This window comes from Cupriavidus sp. SIMBA_020 (genome assembly GCF_046535395.1).
GTDB lineage: Bacteria > Pseudomonadota > Gammaproteobacteria > Burkholderiales > Burkholderiaceae > Cupriavidus > Cupriavidus campinensis.
The window spans coordinates 1-17,881 of record NZ_JAWRWU010000023.1 but is presented as its reverse complement, the minus strand read 5'-3'; the positions used below and the strand labels follow the sequence as shown (position 1 = coordinate 17,881).

At 69.4% G+C, this 17,881-nt stretch carries 17 protein-coding genes; 8 read left to right on the top strand and 9 right to left on the bottom strand.

Annotated features, from left to right (window positions below):
* Positions 1–181 precede the first annotated feature (181 nt).
* From SB751_RS27155 to SB751_RS27135, 5 genes are read left to right on the top strand one after another with little or no spacing between them, the layout of a single operon-like run.
* The gene (locus SB751_RS27155) at positions 182–892 is read left to right on the top strand and encodes a TetR/AcrR family transcriptional regulator (RefSeq protein ID WP_144203114.1); all 711 of its coding nucleotides are present in this window, start codon (positions 182–184) and stop codon (positions 890–892) included.
* A 16-nt stretch (positions 893–908) separates the two neighbouring features.
* Complete coding sequence (locus tag SB751_RS27150; RefSeq protein WP_313818776.1) at positions 909–1,892, top strand: HlyD family secretion protein; 984 nt, start codon at positions 909–911, stop codon at positions 1,890–1,892.
* Positions 1,889–2,866: an ABC transporter ATP-binding protein gene (locus SB751_RS27145; RefSeq protein WP_313818775.1), complete on the top strand. Its 978-nt coding sequence runs from the start codon at positions 1,889–1,891 to the stop codon at positions 2,864–2,866. Before SB751_RS27150 ends, SB751_RS27145 begins: the two co-directional genes overlap by 4 nt.
* Positions 2,863–4,005: an ABC transporter permease gene (locus SB751_RS27140; protein WP_211943994.1), complete on the top strand. Its 1,143-nt coding sequence runs from the start codon at positions 2,863–2,865 to the stop codon at positions 4,003–4,005. The genes SB751_RS27145 and SB751_RS27140 overlap by 4 nt, the downstream gene beginning before the upstream one ends.
* 10 nt (positions 4,006–4,015) lie before the next feature.
* Positions 4,016–5,440 carry an efflux transporter outer membrane subunit gene (locus tag SB751_RS27135; protein WP_410748746.1) on the top strand — a complete coding sequence of 475 codons (1,425 nt, stop codon included), beginning with the start codon at positions 4,016–4,018 and terminating at the stop codon, positions 5,438–5,440.
* 1 nt (position 5,441) lies between these two features.
* Here the strand turns inward: SB751_RS27135 and SB751_RS27130 are convergent, their stop codons facing one another.
* The 3 genes from SB751_RS27130 to SB751_RS27120 form a co-directional block, all read right to left on the bottom strand.
* Positions 5,442–6,635 carry a pyridoxal phosphate-dependent aminotransferase gene (locus SB751_RS27130; protein WP_410748745.1) on the bottom strand — a complete coding sequence of 398 codons (1,194 nt, stop codon included), beginning with the start codon at positions 6,633–6,635 and terminating at the stop codon, positions 5,442–5,444.
* A gap of 144 nt (positions 6,636–6,779) precedes the next feature.
* On the bottom strand, positions 6,780–7,628 hold the full coding sequence (locus SB751_RS27125) for a 3-keto-5-aminohexanoate cleavage protein (protein WP_244845040.1): 849 nt from the start codon (positions 7,626–7,628) through the stop codon (positions 6,780–6,782).
* Positions 7,629–7,642: 14 nt separating this feature from the next.
* A complete protein-coding gene (locus SB751_RS27120) occupies positions 7,643–8,968 on the bottom strand; it encodes an aspartate aminotransferase family protein (protein ID WP_211943996.1) in 1,326 nt (441 codons plus the stop codon).
* Positions 8,969–9,150: 182 nt separating this feature from the next.
* Between SB751_RS27120 and SB751_RS27115 the strand changes: the two genes are divergently transcribed.
* Entirely contained in the window at positions 9,151–10,050 is a 900-nt protein-coding gene (locus SB751_RS27115; protein ID WP_211943997.1) for a MurR/RpiR family transcriptional regulator, read from the top strand.
* An 18-nt stretch (positions 10,051–10,068) separates the two neighbouring features.
* On the opposite strand, the gene SB751_RS27110 is transcribed toward SB751_RS27115, so the two are convergent.
* The 6 genes from SB751_RS27110 to SB751_RS27085 form a co-directional block, all read right to left on the bottom strand.
* Positions 10,069–11,007 carry a glutamate/aspartate ABC transporter substrate-binding protein gene (locus tag SB751_RS27110; protein WP_410748744.1) on the bottom strand — a complete coding sequence of 313 codons (939 nt, stop codon included), beginning with the start codon at positions 11,005–11,007 and terminating at the stop codon, positions 10,069–10,071.
* 205 nt (positions 11,008–11,212) lie between these two features.
* Positions 11,213–11,602 (bottom strand): hypothetical protein, encoded by a 390-nt coding sequence (locus SB751_RS27105; RefSeq protein ID WP_144203090.1) that lies wholly within the window; start codon positions 11,600–11,602, stop codon positions 11,213–11,215.
* 81 nt (positions 11,603–11,683) lie between these two features.
* Positions 11,684–11,875 carry a DUF2783 domain-containing protein gene (locus tag SB751_RS27100; RefSeq protein ID WP_144203087.1) on the bottom strand — a complete coding sequence of 64 codons (192 nt, stop codon included), beginning with the start codon at positions 11,873–11,875 and terminating at the stop codon, positions 11,684–11,686.
* Positions 11,876–11,910: 35 nt separating this feature from the next.
* Positions 11,911–13,701 carry an FAD-dependent oxidoreductase gene (locus tag SB751_RS27095; RefSeq protein WP_144203084.1) on the bottom strand — a complete coding sequence of 597 codons (1,791 nt, stop codon included), beginning with the start codon at positions 13,699–13,701 and terminating at the stop codon, positions 11,911–11,913.
* A 3-nt stretch (positions 13,702–13,704) separates the two neighbouring features.
* On the bottom strand, positions 13,705–14,664 hold the full coding sequence (locus SB751_RS27090; protein WP_144203082.1) for an MBL fold metallo-hydrolase: 960 nt from the start codon (positions 14,662–14,664) through the stop codon (positions 13,705–13,707).
* Positions 14,665–14,802: 138 nt separating this feature from the next.
* Entirely contained in the window at positions 14,803–15,732 is a 930-nt protein-coding gene (locus SB751_RS27085; protein WP_410748743.1) for a LysR family transcriptional regulator, read from the bottom strand.
* A gap of 128 nt (positions 15,733–15,860) precedes the next feature.
* On the opposite strand from SB751_RS27085, the gene SB751_RS27080 reads away from it, so the two are divergent.
* Positions 15,861–16,670 carry an IclR family transcriptional regulator gene (locus SB751_RS27080; RefSeq protein WP_410748742.1) on the top strand — a complete coding sequence of 270 codons (810 nt, stop codon included), beginning with the start codon at positions 15,861–15,863 and terminating at the stop codon, positions 16,668–16,670.
* Positions 16,667–17,479 (top strand): IclR family transcriptional regulator, encoded by an 813-nt coding sequence (locus tag SB751_RS27075; protein ID WP_144203073.1) that lies wholly within the window; start codon positions 16,667–16,669, stop codon positions 17,477–17,479. The genes SB751_RS27080 and SB751_RS27075 overlap by 4 nt, the downstream gene beginning before the upstream one ends.
* Positions 17,480–17,881 lie beyond the last annotated feature (402 nt).

Genomic DNA, 17,881 nt, shown 5'->3' with positions numbered 1-17,881 from the left:
ACGGATGCGCCACAGCGGCCATCCGAGACTGGCGCGAAGCATAGCCAAGCGCTCCTGACGTGTCTACCGCGGTTGTTGCATCGCAACAATAAAAGCACGGTGCCCCGCGCCGACTTTGTAACGTGCCTTGAATTAATTAATTCGAAAATTAATATTCAGCCGATACGAACCGCTGCGCCCGATGCCAACCAAGCCACCCCACCCACCCAAAGCTATGACCAGCCCGGACGCCCGGCGCCCGGGCCGTCCCGCCGCCGCCCGCGCCGATGCCGGCCAGCGCGACCGCCTGATCGACGCCGCCGTAACCCTGTTCGCCCGGCATGGCGTAGCCGCCACATCGACCAAGGCGATTGCCGCCGAGGCCGGCGTGACCCCGGCGCTGGTCCATTACTACTTCCGCGAGCGCGAGCAGTTGCTGGAAGCGGTGTTCGAGGAACGGCTGCTGCCGCTGGTCGATCAGGTCTTCAGCGGCGCCCCGCCCCCCAGCGATGGCCCGCCGCCTGATGTGAGCACGCTGATCCAGGGCCTCGCGGGCCGGCTGATCCGGGTGGCGTCGGCCACGCCGTGGTTCCCGGGGCTGTGGATACGCGAGATCGTCGGCGTCGAGGGCCAGTTGCGCGAACGGCTGGTGCAGCGCGTGGCCACGCAGCGCGCCACGCTGATCACCGGCCCGTTGATGGCGGCGCAGGCGCGCGGCCAGCTCAATCCGGGCCTGGAGCCCGCGCTGGTCATGGTTTCGCTGATCGGCCTGACGCTGCTGCCGCTGGCCACCAGCCATATCTGGCAGCGCCTGCCCGGCGCGGAAGCCATCGACACCGACACGCTGGTGCGCCACGTGACCGCCCTGCTGGCCCACGGGCTGTCCGCGCCCGCATCCCCTTCGTCGACCTAACGCCATGGAGCCGCGCATGCCCTCCCGCCTTCCGCAGTGCCTCCTGCAGTGCCTCCTGCGGTGCCTCCTCCTGCTCGCCGCCTGCGCCGCGCTGGCCGCCTGCAGCAACGACAAGCCCGTCACCTGGCAAGGCTATGTCGAGGGCGAATTCGTCGCCGTGGCGTCGCCCTTCGCGGGGCGGCTGGAAAAGCTGACCGTCGATCGCGGCCAGCAGGTGGCCAACGGCGCGCCGCTGTTCGTGCTCGAATCCGACGACGAACGCGCCGCGCGCCAGCAGGCCGCCGAGCAGGTGCGGGTGGCCGAGGCGCAACTGGCCGATATCCAGATCGGCAAGCGGCCCGTGGAAGTGGCCGTGAACCAGGCCCAGCTCGCGCAGGCGCGTGCCCAGGCCACGCGCAGTGCGGCCCAGCGCAAGCGCGACGAGGCGCAGTTCGAGATCGGCGGCATCTCCCGCGCGCAGCTGGACGAGACCCGCGCCACGGCCGATGCCGACGCGGCGCGCGTGCGCGAGCTGCAACGGGATATCGACGTCGCCCGCCTGCCCGGCCGCAAGGACCAGCTCACCGCCCAGCAGGCCCAGGTGGAGGCCGCGCGCGCCGCGCTGGCGCAGGCGGAATGGAAGCTCTCGCGCAAGTCGGTCAACGCCACCGCCGCCGGGCTGGTCTACGACGTGCCCTACCGCCCCGGCGAATGGGTGCCCGCCGGCAGCCCCGTGGTGCGCATGCTGCCGCCCGCCAACGTCAAGGTGCGCTTCTACGTGCCCGAGGCAGCGGTCGGCGCGCTGAAGAACGGCCAGTCGGTGCAGATCCGCTGCGACGGCTGCGCGGCGCCGGTCGCGGCCAGGATCACCTATGTGTCGAACGAGGCCGAGTTCACGCCGCCCGTCATCTACAGCAACGAAACGCGCCGCAAACTGGTCTTCCTGATCGAGGCCCGCCCCACGCCCGAGGACGCCCCCAAGCTGCGCCCCGGCCAGCCCGTGGAGGTGGCGCAGTCATGAACGACGCCGTGGATCGCGCCAACGGCGCGCTGGCGATCGACGTCAAGGGGCTGAACAAGCGCTTCGGCGACAAGCACGTGGTCAACGACCTGACCATGCAGGTGGCGCGCGGCGAGATCTTCGGCTTCCTCGGCCCCAACGGCAGCGGCAAGACCACCTCCATCCGCATGATGTGCGGGCTGCTGACGCCGGACTCGGGCTCGGGCACCTGCCTGGGCTTCGACATCCTGAAGCAGGCCGCCGAGATCAAGCGCAACGTCGGCTATATGACACAGCGCTTTTCCTACTGGGAAGACCTGTCGATCCGCGAGAACCTCGAGTTCGTGGCCCGCGTCTACGCCATGCCCAACCGCCGCGAGGCCGTGGACCGCGCGCTGGAAGACCTCGGCCTGCAATCGCGCGCCGCGCAGTTGGCCGGCTCGCTGTCCGGCGGATGGAAGCAGCGGCTGGCGCTGGCGGCGTGCCTGCTGCACGAGCCCAAGCTGCTGCTGCTCGACGAACCCACCGCCGGGGTCGATCCCAAGGCCCGGCGCGACTTCTGGGAGCAGCTTCACCAGCTGGCCGCGCACGGCATCTCGGTGCTGGTCAGCACGCACTATATGGATGAGGCCGAGCGCTGCCACAAGCTCGCCTATATCGCCTATGGCCGGCTGCTGGCGCAGGGCACGGCGGCGGAGGTGGTGGCCGGCCAGCACCTGGCCACGTGGAGCGTGGAGGGCGACGACCTCGCCGCGCTCTCCATCCAGCTGCAGGGCCAGCCCGGCGTGGAGCAAACCGTGGCCTTCGGCACGGCGCTGCACGTCACTGGCAAGGATGCCGGCCAGCTCGAGCAGACGCTGAAGCGCTACGCCGGCGCGCATCACCGCATCCACCTGACCGAAACCAGCCTGGAGGACGTGTTCATCCACATGATGAGCGGTGCCCAGGACAACATGGCGGCGCAGCCGGGCAAGTCCGCGCAGGGGCAATCGTGAGCGCCAACGCCCGCTTCTCCGTCCAGCGCTGGTGGAGCATCGTGCTGAAGGAGTTCCTCCAGCTGCGGCGCGACCGCATCACCTTCGGCATGATCGTCGGCCTGCCGATCATGCAGCTGCTGCTGTTCGGCTTCGCCATCAACAGCGACCCGCGCCATATGCCGACCGCCGTGATCGTCGCCGAGCATAGTGATTTCTCGCGCACCTTCGTCCACGCGCTGGAGAACACCACCTATTTCCGCGTGGTGCGTACCCTGCCGGACGAGGCCGCCGGGCGCGAGGCCCTGCTGCGCGGCGACGTGCAGTTCGTGGTCAGCATCCCCACCGATTTCTCGCGCAAGCTGCTGCGCGGCGAGCGCCCGGTGATCCTGGTCGAGGCCGACGCCACAGACCCCTCGGCCACCGGCCCCGCCATCGGCGCGCTGGCGCAGCTGCCGGTCAGCGTGGCGCGCATCGACCTCAAGGGCGCGCTGGCCCCGCTGGCCGGCGGCAAACCCGCCTTCGACGTCAACGTGCAGCGCCTCTACAACCCCGAGGGCATCACCCAGTACAACATCGTCCCCGGCCTGATGGGCGTGATCCTGACCATGACGATGGTGATGATGACCGGCCTGGCGATGACCCGCGAACGCGAGCGCGGCACGATGGAGAACCTGCTCGCCACGCCGGTGCAGCCGCTGGAGGTCATCTCCGGCAAGATCGTGCCGTACATCTTCATCGGCCTGATCCAGTCCACCATCATCCTGCTGGCGGCGCGCTACGTGTTCCAGGTGCCCTTCCTCGGCTCCGTAGTGGGCGTGTACCTGGCGGCGCTGCTGTTCATCGCGGCCAACCTGACGGTGGGCATCACGCTGTCCTCGCTGGCCAAGAACCAGCTGCAGGCGGTGCAGCTCACGTTCTTCTACTTCCTGCCCAACATCCTGCTGTCCGGCTTCATGTTCCCGTTCGCCGGCATGCCCACGTGGGCGCAGTGGATTGGCAACGTGCTGCCGATGACCTACTTCAACCGGGTGATCCGCAGCATCCTGCTCAAGGGCAGCGGCTGGGTGGAGTTATGGCCGAACGTCTGGCCGATGGCGCTGTTCACGGCCGTCGTCATGACCATCGCGGTGCGCTTCTACAAGCGCACGCTCGACTGAGGGGGATGCCATGCGGCTCGTCTCGCTTGCCCTGTTGCTCTCGCTGGCCGGCTGCGCGGTCGGCCCCGATTTCCAGTCCCCCGCTGCCGTGCCCGACGCGCGCTACACCCCGGGGCCGCAGCCGGTGGCGACCGTGCCGGCGCTGGGCAAGTCGCAGTCCTTCGTGCCCGGCGACCCGCCCCAGCAATGGTGGACCCTGTTCGGCAGCGACAAGCTGGACGCCACCGTGCGCGCCGCGCTGGCAGCCAGCCCCACGCTCACGCAGGCCAGCGCCCGGCTGCGGGAGGCCCAGGAGAACCTCAACGCGCGCACCGGCGCCACGCGGTTTCCCACCGTCGATGCCTCGCTCAACGCCACGCGCCAGCAGGTGGACCTGACCTCGGTCGGCATCACCCAGTTCCCCAGCCCCGGCCCGTTCACGCTCTACAACGCCACCGTGCAGGTCTCCTACGCGCTGGACCTCTTCGGCGGGCAGCGGCGCGAACTGGAAGGCTTGCAGGCGGCTGTCGATTACCAGCGCTACGAACTTGAGGCCGCGCGGCTCTCGCTGGCCGCCAATGTGGTGACGGCGGCCATCCGCGAAGCCGGGCTGCGCGCCCAGCTGGCCGATACCGTGGCGATCGCCGACGCGCAGCGCCGCCAGCTCGGCATCATGACCGAGCGCCTCAAGCTGGGCGGCGTGGCGCGCGTGGACGTGCAGCGCCAGCAGGCCGAACTGGCGCAGACGCAGGCGCTGATTCCGGGCCTCTCCCAGCAGATCGATGTCACGCGCCACCAGTTGGCCGTCTACATCGGCCAGACCCCGGCCAGCGCGCAGCTACCGGAATTCGGCCTCGAAGACCTGACCCTGCCCGAGGCCCTGCCCGTCAGCCTGCCCGCCGAACTGGCCCGCCGCCGCCCCGACATCCGCGCCGCGGAGGCGCTGCTGCATCAGGCATCGGCCGATATCGGCGTGGCCACGGCCAACCTCTATCCGCAGATCACGCTGACGGCCAGCGGCGGCACGCAGGAGATGCGCGCGCGCGACCTGTTCAGCAGCATGAATGTGTGGAGCCTGGCGGCCGGCGTGGTCCAGCCCGTGTTCCATGGTGGCGAGCTGCGCGCCCGCAAGCGGGCCAAGGAGGCGGCCTACGAGCAGTCGCTCGGCGCCTACCAGCAGGCGGTGCTGCAAGGCTTGCAGAACGTGGCCGATACGCTGCGCGCGCTCGACGCCGACGCCGCCACCCTCCAGGCCCGCGAGGACAACGCCCGCCAGACGCGCGGCACACTGGCCATCGTGACCGAGCAGTACCGGCTCGGCGGCGTCAGCCAGTTCACCCTGCTGGACGCCGAACGCCAGTCCCGCCAGGCCGCCCTCGACCTCTCTCAGGCCACCGCCACCCGGCTGGCGGACTCGGCGGCACTGATGCAGGCGCTGGGCGGGGGATGGGAGTAAGTCAGGCGCCTGTCTTGAGGAAGGCGGACAGCCGCCGCACGCCCTCATCCAGCCGTTCCACGTCGCACGCATAGCACCAGCGCACGAAGCCTTCGCCCTCGTCGCCGAAGGCGCTACCCGGGGCCAGGCCGAGGTGGGCTTCGCGCACCAGTTGCTTGCACAGCGCGAGGCTGTCTGTGGCGCCGGCCAGCTTGAAGAACACGTACATCGCGCCTTCGGGCGCGTGGGCGTCCACGCCCGGCAGGGCCGACAGCGCGCCCACCAGATGATCGCGCGCGCCGCGCAGGCGCAGCACCAGATCCTGCGTGAAGGCCTCGCCTTCAGTCACCGCCGCCACGCCGGCCTCCTGCACGAACGACGGCGCGCAGGAGGTGTTGTATTCCACCAGCTTGCCGAGGTCGTCCATCAGCGCCGCCGGCAGCACCATCCAGCCGAGCCGCCAGCCGGTCATCAGCCACGCCTTGGAGAACGAATTGACGGCGATCACGCGGGCGTCACGCGGGGCGATGTCGAGGAAGGACGGCGCGATGGTCCCTTCCGGGCCGTAGTAGAGCCGCTCGTAGACTTCGTCGGCGATGATCCAGATGCCGTGCCGCTGGCAGTGGTCGAACACGGCCTGCTGGGCGGCGCGCGGCATGACCCAGCCGGTGGGATTGTTCGGCGAATTGATCATCACCGCGCGCGTGCCCGGCGTCAGCGCGGCGAGCAGCTTGTCCACGTCGAGCGCCCAGCCGTGGGGGCCGTAGTCCAGCGTCACCGTCTCCACCGTGGCGCCGAGGATGCGCGGGATCTCGACGAGGTTGGGCCAGAGCGGCGTCACGGCCACCACGCGGTCGCCGGGGCCGGTGACGAGCTGGGCGGCCAGCATCAGCGCGTTGACGCCGGCGCTGGTCACGGCCACGTTGCCGACTGGCGTGTCGCCGTGCAGGCGGCTCACGTGGCCGGCCAGCGCGGCGCGCAGCGGCGGAATGCCGAGGTTGTGGGTGTAGAACGTGGCGCCGGACGCCAGCGCCTGGCTGGCGGCATCCCGGATAAACGCCGGCGTGACCTGGTCCGACTCGCCGAACCAGAACGGCAGCACATCGGGCAGGCCGATGCCCGCGTTGGCCACCTCGCGGATGCGCGACGCGCGCAGGCTGCGCACGGTGTCTCGCGCCAGCGGCGCGGTGGCAGGGGAAACAGGCGGCTGGGACATCGGTGCTCCGGGGGTGAGGGACGATGAAGCCGCCAGCGTAGCGGAAACGGCCGATGTGCCTCCCCCCTTCCCGCGGGCGGGAGAGCGGGCGGGAGAGCGGGCGGGAGAGCGGGCGGGAGAGGGGCGGGAGAGGGGAGGCAGCCGTCAGGCGTCGAACCGCTCGCGCAGTTGCGCCGCCGTCATCGCCGCGTAGCCCAGCCCGCCCAGCGGCGCCGCCACGGCGCGCAGCAGCGCGGCGTTGTCCGGCGCCGTGGCGCCGTCCGGCAGGGCCATGTTGTTCTCGAAGCCGATGCGCGCGTGGCCGCCGAGCATCACGGCAGCGGCGGCACAGTCGGCTTCCTGCCTGCCAAACGCGCAGACGGCCCATTCCACGCCGGTGCCTTCCAGCCCGGTCTCGCGCCAGGCGGCAAGGAACGGCAGCAGGTCCGCCGGCGCGGACTTCTGTCCCGCCGAATAGCGGCCCAGCACGAACAGCACCCAGTGGCGCCCGGCCGGGATCGCCCCGCTTTCGCGCAGCGCGGCGTAGCGGTGCACGTCGGCGGCATCGTAGAGGATGTATTGCGCCACCACATGCTCGCGGTGCATCCAGCCGAAGAACTCGGCGGCAGCGGGCAGCGCGGCGGGGTCCGGCACCAGTTCGCGCACGGCCACGGACGCCGCCTCGGGACGCAGCGCCCGGACAGTGGCGATCTGCTGGGCCGGCTGGTAGATGCCCACGGCCTCGGTGGTCAGTTGCAGGACCAGCGCGTCGCCCACGGCCTGCCGCACCGCCGCGATGGCTGGCGCGTAGTCGGCCACCTCCAGGCTGTGCGTGCCATCGGCGCGGCGCACGTGCAGGTGGATCATGGCGGCGCCGGCGTCCACGCATTCACGGGCGCATTGGGCCAGTTCGTCCGGGGTCATCGGCAGCCGCGCGTGATCCGCGTGGGTCTTGCGGGCGCCGTTGGGCGCCACGGCCAGCGCGAAGGGACGACGCAGGGTGTCTTCAGTCATGGGGTATCTCAATCTCAAGCGGGCAGGACCACGCGCACGGCCTGTGCGAAACGGTCCACGATATTGTCGATGTCCGCCGCCGTGCAGATGAAAGGCGGCGCAAACAGCACATGATCGCCGTGCACGCCATCGACGGTGCCGCCCATCGGATAGACCAGCACGCCGTGCTCCATGCACGTGCGCTTGAGCAGCGCGTGGGTCTTGCGGGCCGGGTCGAGCGTGGCCTGGGTGGCGCGGTCGGCCACGAACTCCACGCCGACGAACAGCCCGCGCCCGCGCACATCGCCCAGGTTCGGATGGTCGCCCAGCGCCTCGCGCAGCCGCGCGCGCAACTGCTCGCCACGCGCCAGCACGTTATCGAGCAGATTGTCTGCGGCGATGGTCTGCTGCACCGCCAGCGCCGCCGCGCAGGCCGTGGCATGGCCGATATAGGTGTGGCCGTGCTGGAAGAAGCCGCTGCCGCCGACGATGGCCTCGTAGATCCGGCGCGTGGACATCATCGCGCCAATCGGCTGGTAGCCGGCGCCGAGGCCCTTGGCGATGGTGACGATGTCCGGCACCACGCCGTCTTCCGCGCAGGCAAAGAGATGGCCGGTGCGGCCCATGCCTGACATCACCTCGTCGAGGATCAGCAGCACGCCGTACTTGTCGCACACGGCGCGAATGCGCTTCAGGTAGTCGCCCACCGGCGGCACCGCGCCAGCCGTGGCGCCGACCACGGTTTCGGCGACGAAGGCGGCCACGCTCTCCGGCCCCAGTTCAAGGATCTTGGCTTCGAGTTCGTCCGCCAGCCGTTGCGCGTACTGGGCGTCCGTCTCGCCGGCGGCCTGGTCGCGATACGCATAGCACGGCGACACATGGTGCGCGGGCACCAGCAGCGGCAGGAACGGCTCGCGCCGCCACGCGTTGCCGCCAATCGCCAGCGCGCCGAGCGTGTTGCCGTGGTAGCTCTGGCGGCGCGCGATGAAGTGGCGGCGCTGCGGCTGGCCGGTCTCGACGAAATACTGGCGCGCGAGCTTCAGCGCGGCTTCCACGGCCTCCGAGCCGCCCGAGACGAAGTAGACGTGGTCCAGGTCACCGGGCGCGGCCTCGGCCAGCGTACGGGCCAGCGTCTCGGAGACTTCGGTGGTAAAGAACGAGGTATGGGCGTAGGCGAGCGTATCGACCTGCGCCTTGATGGCCGCCACCACGCGCGGGTGGCCGTGGCCAAGGCACGACACCGCCGCGCCGCCGGAGGCATCCAGGTAGCGCTTGCCGGTGCTGTCGATCAGCTCGACCCCCTGGCCGCCAACGGCCACGGGCATGGTTTGCTTGGGATTGCGATGGAATACGTGCGTCATGATGGGAGAAGCTGTCCTGTGCGGGGCGCCGAAGTCAGGTGCGAGTATAGGAACAAGCGCGCCCTCTTTGCAACATGTGTTTCATTTATCGATGCAAAAGAAACATTCGATCCGATAATCGGCGTGAGGACGGGGCGCCGACCTGTGCAACAATCGTTGCATTCCGCGTTCCGCCCTCGCCCATGTCCCCTGACACCACCCCTGCCTCGCCCTCTTCGCTCGATGCCCTGCTGACCCAGCTCCGCGCCGATTTCCCGACGCTGAGCGCGCAGTTCCAGAGCGGCGCGCGCTACCTGCTCGACCATCCGCATGACATCGCGCTGCATTCGATGCGCAAGGTGGCCGCCAATGCCGGAGTGCAGCCCGCGACACTTGTGCGGCTGTCGCAGTCGCTCGGGTTCGAAGGCTGGCAGGGCCTGCGCGAGCTGTTCATGGAGGCGATGCGCGACCAGGGCGCGCAGCCCTACGCCAAGCGGGCGCGCAAGGTGGTGAAGGAATCCGGCTCGAACCAGATGCTGGCCGAGATGATCGAAGTCCAGCATCACAACCTGGACGCGCTGCTGGCCAACAACGCCGAAACGCTGCCGCAGGCCGCCGACCTGCTCGCGGCGGCGCCCAACGTCTACGTGGCCGGCTTCCGCTCGTGCTTCCCGATCGCGTTCACGTTCCACTATATCTACCGGCTGTTCCGCAGTTCGGTGCACCTGGTGCGCGGCGATGCCGGCACGCTGGAGATGGAACTGCGCGCGCTGACCGCCAAGGACGTGGTGCTGGTCACCGCGTTCGCGCCGTACTCGCAGGAGAGCCTGCGCGTGGCCTCGGCCGCACGGGAGGCCGGCTGCAAGGTCGTGGCGCTGACGGACAGCACGGTGGCGCCCATCGCGCTGGAGGCGGACTGCACGCTGCTGTTCGCCATCGACAGCCCGTCTTTCTTCCCGTCGATCACGGCCGGCGTGGCGATGGTCGAGGCGCTGGTGGAGCAGCTGCTGGCCCGCAAGGGCAAGGGCGCGATCCGCGCGCTGGAGCAGACCGAGGGCCAGCTCCACCGCACCGGCGCCTACCTGCCGGCCCAGCGCGGCTAGCCCTGCCGTCTTTCGGACTTATTCGAATGCCTCGTCGTTGGGGTTAGCGTAGGCCTTCTTCATCGGCTCGCTGAGCGGCAGGTCGAAGCTGATGTTCTTGGGCGGCACCGGCTTGGCAAACCACTTGGCGTACAGCGTGTGGATCTCGCCGCTCTTGATCAGGCCGCTGATGGCGCCGTCCACCACCTGCTTGAAGCCGGGATCGTCCTTGCGCAGCATGAACGCGTAGGCCTCGAACGACTGCGGCGTGCCGACCACGTTCCAGTCGCCGGGGTTGGGCGCCAGCGTGCGGGCGCCGGACAGCAGCACGTCATCCATCATGAACGCGGCCACCCGGCCCGACTGCAGGATCAGGAAGGACTCGCCGTAGTCCTTGGCGCTCTGGATCGTGATATTGGCCTGCTTCTCGTCGTTGAGCTTGCGCAGGATGCGTTCCGAGGTGGTACCCGCGTTGGTCACCACGGCCTTGCCCGACAAATCGCCAAAGTCGTGGATCGGGCTGCCCTTCTTCACCAGCAGCCGCGTGCCGGCCACGAAGAACGTGGTCGAGAACGCCACCTGCTGCTGGCGCGACTTCAGGTTGGTGGTGACGCCGCACTCCAGGTCCACCGTGCCGTTCTGCACCAGCGAGATCCGGTTCTGCGAGGTTACCGGCACCATGCGCACCTGCAGGCTGGCCGCGCCCACTTCCTTCTTCACGCTGTCGATCACGCGGTCACAGATGTCCTGCGAGAAGCCAATCACCTTCTGGTTGCCGTCGTAGTAGGAAAACGGGATCGACGAGGTGCGGTGTCCGATCGAGATCGTGCCGGACGACTTGATCTTGGTGAGCGTCGGGCTGGCGGCCACGTCGGCGGCGAAGGTCGGCGCGGCGGTGGCCAGGGCGGCGGCGGTGGCGGTGGCGGTGGCGGTGGCGATCAGGCTCAGCACCGGGCGGACGGAAATCGACTTGGACATGGGAAACACTCCTGGTTGGATGGATGCGTCAGGTGTTGCAATGCTAGGCATTGAGCAACAAGTGTTCCATCATGGATTACCATGAAACAAATGTGTTATTCCCGGGGATGGGGCGAAAGGCAGGACTGGGGAAACAAAAACGCCCCGGATCGGGGCGTTGGGGCACAGCTTGGGGACGGCCTGAAGATACTGCGACGCAGCAATCCTACGTCCCGCACTTCTCCTTGAACGTCTTCTGCAACTGCCGGCGGGTGCGGTCGCGCTCGACTGACATCACGTCACTGCCCTGGCTGTTCTCCATCGGCGCGCCGGGCTTGTAGCTGCGCTTGGGCGTCTCGTTCATCTGCCTCATCAACTGCTGGCATTCCGCGTCGTCGATGGTTTGCTGGGTGGGCGCGGCGGCGCCGGGCGGGCGCGGCGTGGGGCGGTACGGCGATTCGCCCTCCTTCACGGCATCGCCAATGACGTTGTCGATGGCGGCCGCGCCACCGGGCTGGGGTTGGGGCTGAGTCTGGGCATAGGCCGGGAGGCAGGCACCCAATGCGAGGAGAACGACGGCATGGCACTTCACTGCGGCAAGGCAACGGCTCGGCATGACGAACTCCTTCCCTGTGGTCGGTGCTGCCATGGTAACGCGTAACGCGTCCGGCTGGCCCCAAGGGCGACCGGGGGTGCCCTACGGCGCCTCGCGGGCCAGCGCGAGGGCTTCGAGCAGCGTCTGGTGATCGCCGATATGGTTGGCCAGTAGCAGGATCAGCCGGGCGTTGGCGGCCTGGCTGGCGGCGTCGTCGAGGTCGCGGTGCATGTCGATCAGCGCCTCGTAGAAGTCGTCGGGGCGCGTGAGGTTCGGCGCGGTGTTGAGGGGCATCGGCGGGTCTCCTGGCAGGGGCGCGGTGCGGGCGGTCACGCCATCGCCATTGGTTTCGGAGCCGGGGCGACCGCTGGCCGGCCCTGCCCTGCCTGACCGATGGCGCGGTCCAGCGCGGCACCGATGCGCGCCGCATCCACCGTCCGCCAGCGTGCGCAGACGTGCTGGTCCGGGCGGATCAGGTAGCAGGTGCCCGCACGGGCGTCGTAGCGGCGGGCGGCCAGCCCTTCCACATCACGGACCACGGTGGCGCCGGGCCACGGATCGGCGGAGGCGGCGATGGCCGCGTCGGTCACGAAGACCAGCCGCAGCGGCACCGCACCCTGCTGCAAGGCTTGCAGCGCGCTGCGGGTCGCCGCATCGAGCCCGGCCGGCGCGCCGAAAATCAGCGCCACGAACTGGTCGCCCAGCCGGGGCAGCAGCCACGGCTCACCCGTCACGCCAGCCATGCCACATACCGGCGCATCGGCACACGCCGCGCCCGGCACCATCGTCCCGGCAAACGTCTCGCCATCGCCATCGGCCGTATTGAGCGGCGATTCGTGGAGCACGGCCGGCACCGAGAGCCGCCCGCTGTTTACCAGTTGCCGCGCAAACCCGTGGTCCCGCGCCAGCGTGAGCACGGCGTCGCGGAAGGTGCGGCTGACGGCGCTCTTGGGGGTGATGAAATCGGTGGAACGCGTGGAATGGCGGATATTCTCGTCGGCGGCAAACTCGCGCTCGCTGGCGTAGGTGTCCAGCAGGCTGTCCGGCGCGCGGCCCGCCAGCACATAGGCGAGCTTCCAGGCGAGGTTCTCGGCATCCTGCACGCCGCTGTTGGCGCCGCGCGCGCCGAACGGCGAGACGCCATGCGCCGCATCGCCCGCGAACAGCACGCGGCCATGGCGGAAGCGGTCCATGCGCACGCAGGAGAAGGTGTAGACGCTGACCCACTCCAGCTCGAACTTCGCCTCCGGGCCGAGCAGCGCCCGCACGCGCGGGATCACCCGTTCGGGTGTTTTCTCCAGCACCGGATCGGCATCCCAGCCGAGCTGGAAGTCGATGCGCCAGACGTTGTCCGGCTGCCGGTGCAGCAGCACCGACTGGTTCGGGTGGAAGGGCGGATCGAACCAGAACCAGCGCTCGGGCGGGAACGCGGCCTCCATCTTCACATCGGCAATCAGGAAGCGGTCCCGGAAGGTATGGCCGTGGCTCTCCAGCCCCATCAGCTTGCGCAGGCCGCTGCGCGAGCCGTCGGCAGCCACTACGTAGCGGCCGCACAGCGTGTAGCAGCCATCGGGCGTCTCCACGGTCAGCGCCACATGGTCATCGCGCGACTCCAGGTTCACCGCGCGGCTTTTCCAGCGGATGTCGATGTTAGGCAGCGCGCGCGCCAGATCGAGCAGATAGCCCTCGACGTAATACTGCTGGAGGTTGATGAAGGCCGGGCGCTGGTGGCCGGACTCGGGCAGGAGGTCGAAGGCGTAGACCAGGCTGTCGCGCAGGAAGACCTTGCCGAGGTGCCAGCGCACGCCCTTCTCGACCATGCGGCCGGCGCAGCCGAGGCGGTCGAAGATATCCAGCGTGCGCTTGGCGAAGCAGATGGCGCGCGAGCCGGTAGAGAGCGTGCAGTCATCGTCGATCAGCACCACCGGCACGCCATGCCGGGCAAGGTCGATGGCGGTGGCCAGCCCGACCGGGCCGGCCCCGACCACCACCACAGGGTGCGGCGCGCCGGCGGCATGGCCCGGGCGCTGCTCCGCGCACGGCGTGTAGGCGTACTGCTGGCGCTGGTAATCCGGCTCGATGGCGGTATCGATGGCGGTATCGATGGCATCCGTGGCCATGGCTCAGTCCTGCAGCGCGGCCCACATCTCCTGGTCGCGCTGGGCGGTCCAGATGCGCGGATGGGTGATGCCGGCGGCCTCGTCGAACGCGCGCGAGACATCGAACGGCAGGCAGTGCTCGTAGATGAACACCTGGCCGAACTTCGGGTCCATGGCCTTGCGCGTATGCGCCATGGCGGCCTTCAGGTCCATGCGCTCCGCCACGGCTTCCCGGCCGGCCTGGAGCAGCGTGGTGACGAAGTCCTTGGTGTAGGCGATGCCCTTGGCCACGTCGGCAGGCGTGGTCAGCGCGGGGCCGCGGCCCGGCACCAGCTTCTGCGGCTGCAACGCGGCCAGCGCGTCCAGCGTAGCCGGCCATTGGGCAAGCTGGGCGTCGCCGCAGTAGCAGGCGGCGTCGTACTCGACCAGATCGCCCGAGAACAGCACCTTCTGCTGCGGCAGCCAGACCACGGTGTCGCCCTTGGTGTGGCCGGCGCCCAGATGGGCGATGCGCACCTCCAGCTTGCCGAGGAACAGGGTGATTTCCTTGTCGAAGACCAGCGTCGGCCAGGTCAGGCCCGGCACCGTCTCCACGCCGGCGAACAGGCGCGGAAAGCGCTCGATCTCGGACTTCATGTCGGCCTCGCCGCGCTCCACGATCATCTCGTAGGTGCCCCGGCTGGCGATGACCTGCTGCGCCCCTTCGGCGAAGTACGCGGACGCGCCCAGCACGCGCACCGCGTGATAGTGGGAGAGCACCACGTACTTGATCGGCTTGTCGGTGATCTGGCGGATGCGGGCGATCAGGTCCTGCGCCATCGCCGGGGTGGCGGTGGTGTCCACGATCAGCACGCCATCGTCGCCGATGATCACGCCCGAATTGGGGTCGCCCTCGGCCGTGTAGGCGTAGGCGTTCTCGGACAACTGGGTGAAGGTGATCTGCTTGGCTTCCAGGTCGGCCTGGGATGCGAATGCTTTTGCCATGTCGGTCTCGATGCGGGGGATAGGCCAAGCTTAGGAATCCCGTTGATCTTAGTCAATGGCAAATCGAATTGTCATTCGCTAAACACCCCGCCAGGCCGCATGCTGCCGTGGGGCGTGCGGGAAACCCCCTACCCGGCCTTACCCGCCTTTACCCTCGCCCCCGGCCAGCGCCGGCAGGGTCTCCGGGTTGGCCGCCATCACGAAGTCGATAAAACGGCGCACGCGCGCGGGCACGTGGGTGCGGTGCGGGTAATACATATAGAGGCCGACGCTGCTGCTGCGGTAGGCCGGGAGGATCGACACCAACCGCCCGGCCGCCAGATCGTCCTGCACCATGTAGGCCTGTAGCTGGCCAATGCCGATGCCGGCGCGCACCGCCTCGATCTCGGTCTCCACGTCGCTGAAGGTGGCCACGGCCGGCACCTCCAGGTAGACCAGGTCGCCATCGACCATCAGCTCCCACGGCAGCAGCCGGCCCGTGACCGGGCGGCGGAAGCCGGTGCAGGCGTGGCGGCGCAGGGCGTCGAGCGAGTCCGGCGTGCCGTGGCGGGCCAGGTATTCGGGGGCGGCGCAGATCAGCAGCGGCAGGTCGCACAGCTTGCGGGCGACGAGGTTCTGGCCGGGGCTGGTGCCGGCGCGGAAGCCGATGTCGATCTTCGCCTCGACCAGATCGGTGAACAGGTCGGTGAGCACCACATCGAAGGTGATGCCGGGATATTCCTCCCGGAACGCCCGGATCAGCGGCACCAGCACGCGGGCGCCCACCGAGTGCGGGGCGGTCACGCGGACCATGCCGTCGTCCTCGCTGCGGCTGCTGCGCACCTGCTCGAGGGCCTCGTCAAGCTGGCGCATGCCGGGCTCGGCCAGCTCGAACAGCCGGGCGCCCTCGGTGGTCAGGCTCAGCTTGCGCGTGGTGCGATGGAACAGCCGCACCCCGAGGTATTCCTCCAGCGTGCGCACCGCCTTGCTGACCGCCTGCGGCGTGACCTCGGCCTCCACGGCCGCCCGCGCGAAGCTCTTGGCGCGCACCACGCCCAGGAACAGCGTCAACACCCTGGCCTTGTCCATGCGTTGCCAACCTCTGGTTGTCAATGAAGCAGGCATAGTACGCCGGGCGGCACGGTCCGCACATGGCTTCCATGCCTGATTCCATTACTATCTGGGCTTCCCCAGCACGGATCAGGGCAGACATCGGCATGGCCGAACCCAGCGACAGCACTGACAGCACCGAGCGCGCGCAGCGCGGCATCCAGAGCGTGGAGGTGGGCGGCCGCGTGCTGCGGGCGCTGGCCGACGCGCGCCGGCCGATGTCGCTGGCCGACCTTGCTGCCGCCGCGCAACTGGCGCCGGCGCAGGCGCATACCTATCTGGTCAGCCTGACGCGGCTCGGGCTGATCAAGCGCGACCATATCGACGGTTACTACGAGCCCGGCCCGCTGGCGCTGCGGCTCGGCATGCTCCACCTCGATCACGATCCCGCCTATCGCGCCGCCGTGCCGCGCGTGCAGGCGCTGGCCGCGCGCATCGGCTTCAGCGTGGCGATCAGCCTGCCCACGCCGCAGGGGCCGACCATCGTCCACTACGCCCACGCCGGCACGCCGCTGCATGTGAACCTGCACGTGGGCACAGTCATGGCGCTGGCCGCCACGGCCACCGGCCGCACCTATTGCGCATTCCAGCCGCCAGGGGACTGGCAGGCCATCTGGGCGCGACAGCATCCGCAGGGGGCCGACCTGCCCGCCTTCCTGCGCCAGCTCGACGACATCCGCGCGCGCGGCATGGAGCGCAGCATCGACTCGCCCAGCCCCGCCGTGAGCAGCCTCGCGGTGCCGTTGCAGGATGGCGAAGGCGCGCTGCGGCTGGTGCTGACGGTGATTGGCTCCACAGGCGGCATCGACGTGGACTGGAGCGGCCCGGTAGCCACCGCCCTGCGCGACGCCGCGCGGGACATCGGCACCACCATCGCCGCCGCCTTCGCCGCCACCATCGACAAGGCTCCCGCATGAGCGACGACACGCTAACCGGCGGCGCCAAGCCGCAGCGCGGCATCCAGTCGCTCGGCAACACGGGGCAGCTGCTGATGGCGCTGGTCGCGGCCGGTCGGCCCCTGCCGCTGGGCGAACTGGCGCGCGCGGCCGGCATGGCGCCGGCCAAGGCGTTTCCGCATCTGGTCAGCCTGCAGAAGATCGGGCTGCTGTCGCGCAATGCATCGGGGGATTTCGTGGCCGGGGCATTGAGCCTGGACCTGGGGCTGGTGGCGCTGCAACGGCTGTCGCCCACGCGGGAGGCCGAGCCCGAGATCATCGCCCTGGCCCATGCCACGGGCTTGTCCGTGGCCATGGCGGTGCTTGGGCCGCTGGGGCCCACGGTGATCCGGTTGGAGGAAGCGGCGCGGCCCCAGCATGTGAGCCTGCGCGTTGGCACGGTGTTGTCGATGGTCAATACGGCCATCGGGCGGACCGTCGCCGCCCATCTGCCGCCGGATGTACTGGCCGGCGCGCTGGCCCAGGACGCCATCCGCATGGCCGGCACCCCGGACGGGACGCCGCCGGGCTATGCCAACCGGCTGAAAGCGGTGAAAGCGACAGGGATCGACAACGCCGTCAGCAAGCCGGTGCCCGGCATCGACACGCTGGCCGCGCCGGTGTTCGACCATACCGGGGCGCTGGCCATCGTCATCGCCGTGATGGGCAGCAGCGGCAGCTTCGACAGCGCCACGGACAGCGATACCGCCGCGCTGGTCCGCCAGGCCGCGCAGCGGCTGTCCTGGCGGTTCGGGGCGCCCGGGCTGGGGCCGACGATCAGCGCTCGATGACCGGGGCGTGCACCGGCTGGGCACCGGCGCATTAATGAAGATGTTTCGTCATACCGGGGGGGAGCAACATGAAACCCGCCCCCGGTGAGCGCCTGTTGAACGCGCTGCGTGCGACCAGGGCGCAAACCGCCAGCGTTCCAGCCAGCATGCCGAGGGACGAAGAGGTGTGACCGTGAGATGAGAACCCCGTCGCGAAGGCAACGGCAGCCATTTCCAGCTTACGACCAAGTTTGTGATTGCGTGTCATAGCGGCTACCGCCTTTCGCCCTGTGCCCATTCAGGGTGGCCCGGCTGATGATGCCGCGCCACCTACCTTGAATATCAGTACTCGATCACCGGCGCGTGCACCGGGGCGATGGATGCGTGCGGCGTCTGGGTGCGCTGGGCAGCCTTGTGGACCAT

Coding starts and splice junctions, on each gene's coding strand:
- SB751_RS27155 (WP_144203114.1), top strand. CDS start 182: ATGCCAACCAAGCCACCCCACCCACCCAAAGCTATGACCAGCCCGGAC.
- SB751_RS27150 (WP_313818776.1), top strand. CDS start 909: ATGCCCTCCCGCCTTCCGCAGTGCCTCCTGCAGTGCCTCCTGCGGTGC.
- SB751_RS27145 (WP_313818775.1), top strand. CDS start 1,889: ATGAACGACGCCGTGGATCGCGCCAACGGCGCGCTGGCGATCGACGTC.
- SB751_RS27135 (WP_410748746.1), top strand. CDS start 4,016: ATGCGGCTCGTCTCGCTTGCCCTGTTGCTCTCGCTGGCCGGCTGCGCG.
- SB751_RS27130 (WP_410748745.1), bottom strand. CDS start 6,635: ATGTCCCAGCCGCCTGTTTCCCCTGCCACCGCGCCGCTGGCGCGAGAC.
- SB751_RS27125 (WP_244845040.1), bottom strand. CDS start 7,628: ATGACTGAAGACACCCTGCGTCGTCCCTTCGCGCTGGCCGTGGCGCCC.
- SB751_RS27120 (WP_211943996.1), bottom strand. CDS start 8,968: ATGACGCACGTATTCCATCGCAATCCCAAGCAAACCATGCCCGTGGCC.
- SB751_RS27115 (WP_211943997.1), top strand. CDS start 9,151: ATGTCCCCTGACACCACCCCTGCCTCGCCCTCTTCGCTCGATGCCCTG.
- SB751_RS27110 (WP_410748744.1), bottom strand. CDS start 11,007: ATGTCCAAGTCGATTTCCGTCCGCCCGGTGCTGAGCCTGATCGCCACC.
- SB751_RS27105 (WP_144203090.1), bottom strand. CDS start 11,602: ATGCCGAGCCGTTGCCTTGCCGCAGTGAAGTGCCATGCCGTCGTTCTC.
- SB751_RS27100 (WP_144203087.1), bottom strand. CDS start 11,875: ATGCCCCTCAACACCGCGCCGAACCTCACGCGCCCCGACGACTTCTAC.
- SB751_RS27095 (WP_144203084.1), bottom strand. CDS start 13,701: ATGGCCACGGATGCCATCGATACCGCCATCGATACCGCCATCGAGCCG.
- SB751_RS27090 (WP_144203082.1), bottom strand. CDS start 14,664: ATGGCAAAAGCATTCGCATCCCAGGCCGACCTGGAAGCCAAGCAGATC.
- SB751_RS27085 (WP_410748743.1), bottom strand. CDS start 15,732: ATGGACAAGGCCAGGGTGTTGACGCTGTTCCTGGGCGTGGTGCGCGCC.
- SB751_RS27080 (WP_410748742.1), top strand. CDS start 15,861: ATGGCCGAACCCAGCGACAGCACTGACAGCACCGAGCGCGCGCAGCGC.
- SB751_RS27075 (WP_144203073.1), top strand. CDS start 16,667: ATGAGCGACGACACGCTAACCGGCGGCGCCAAGCCGCAGCGCGGCATC.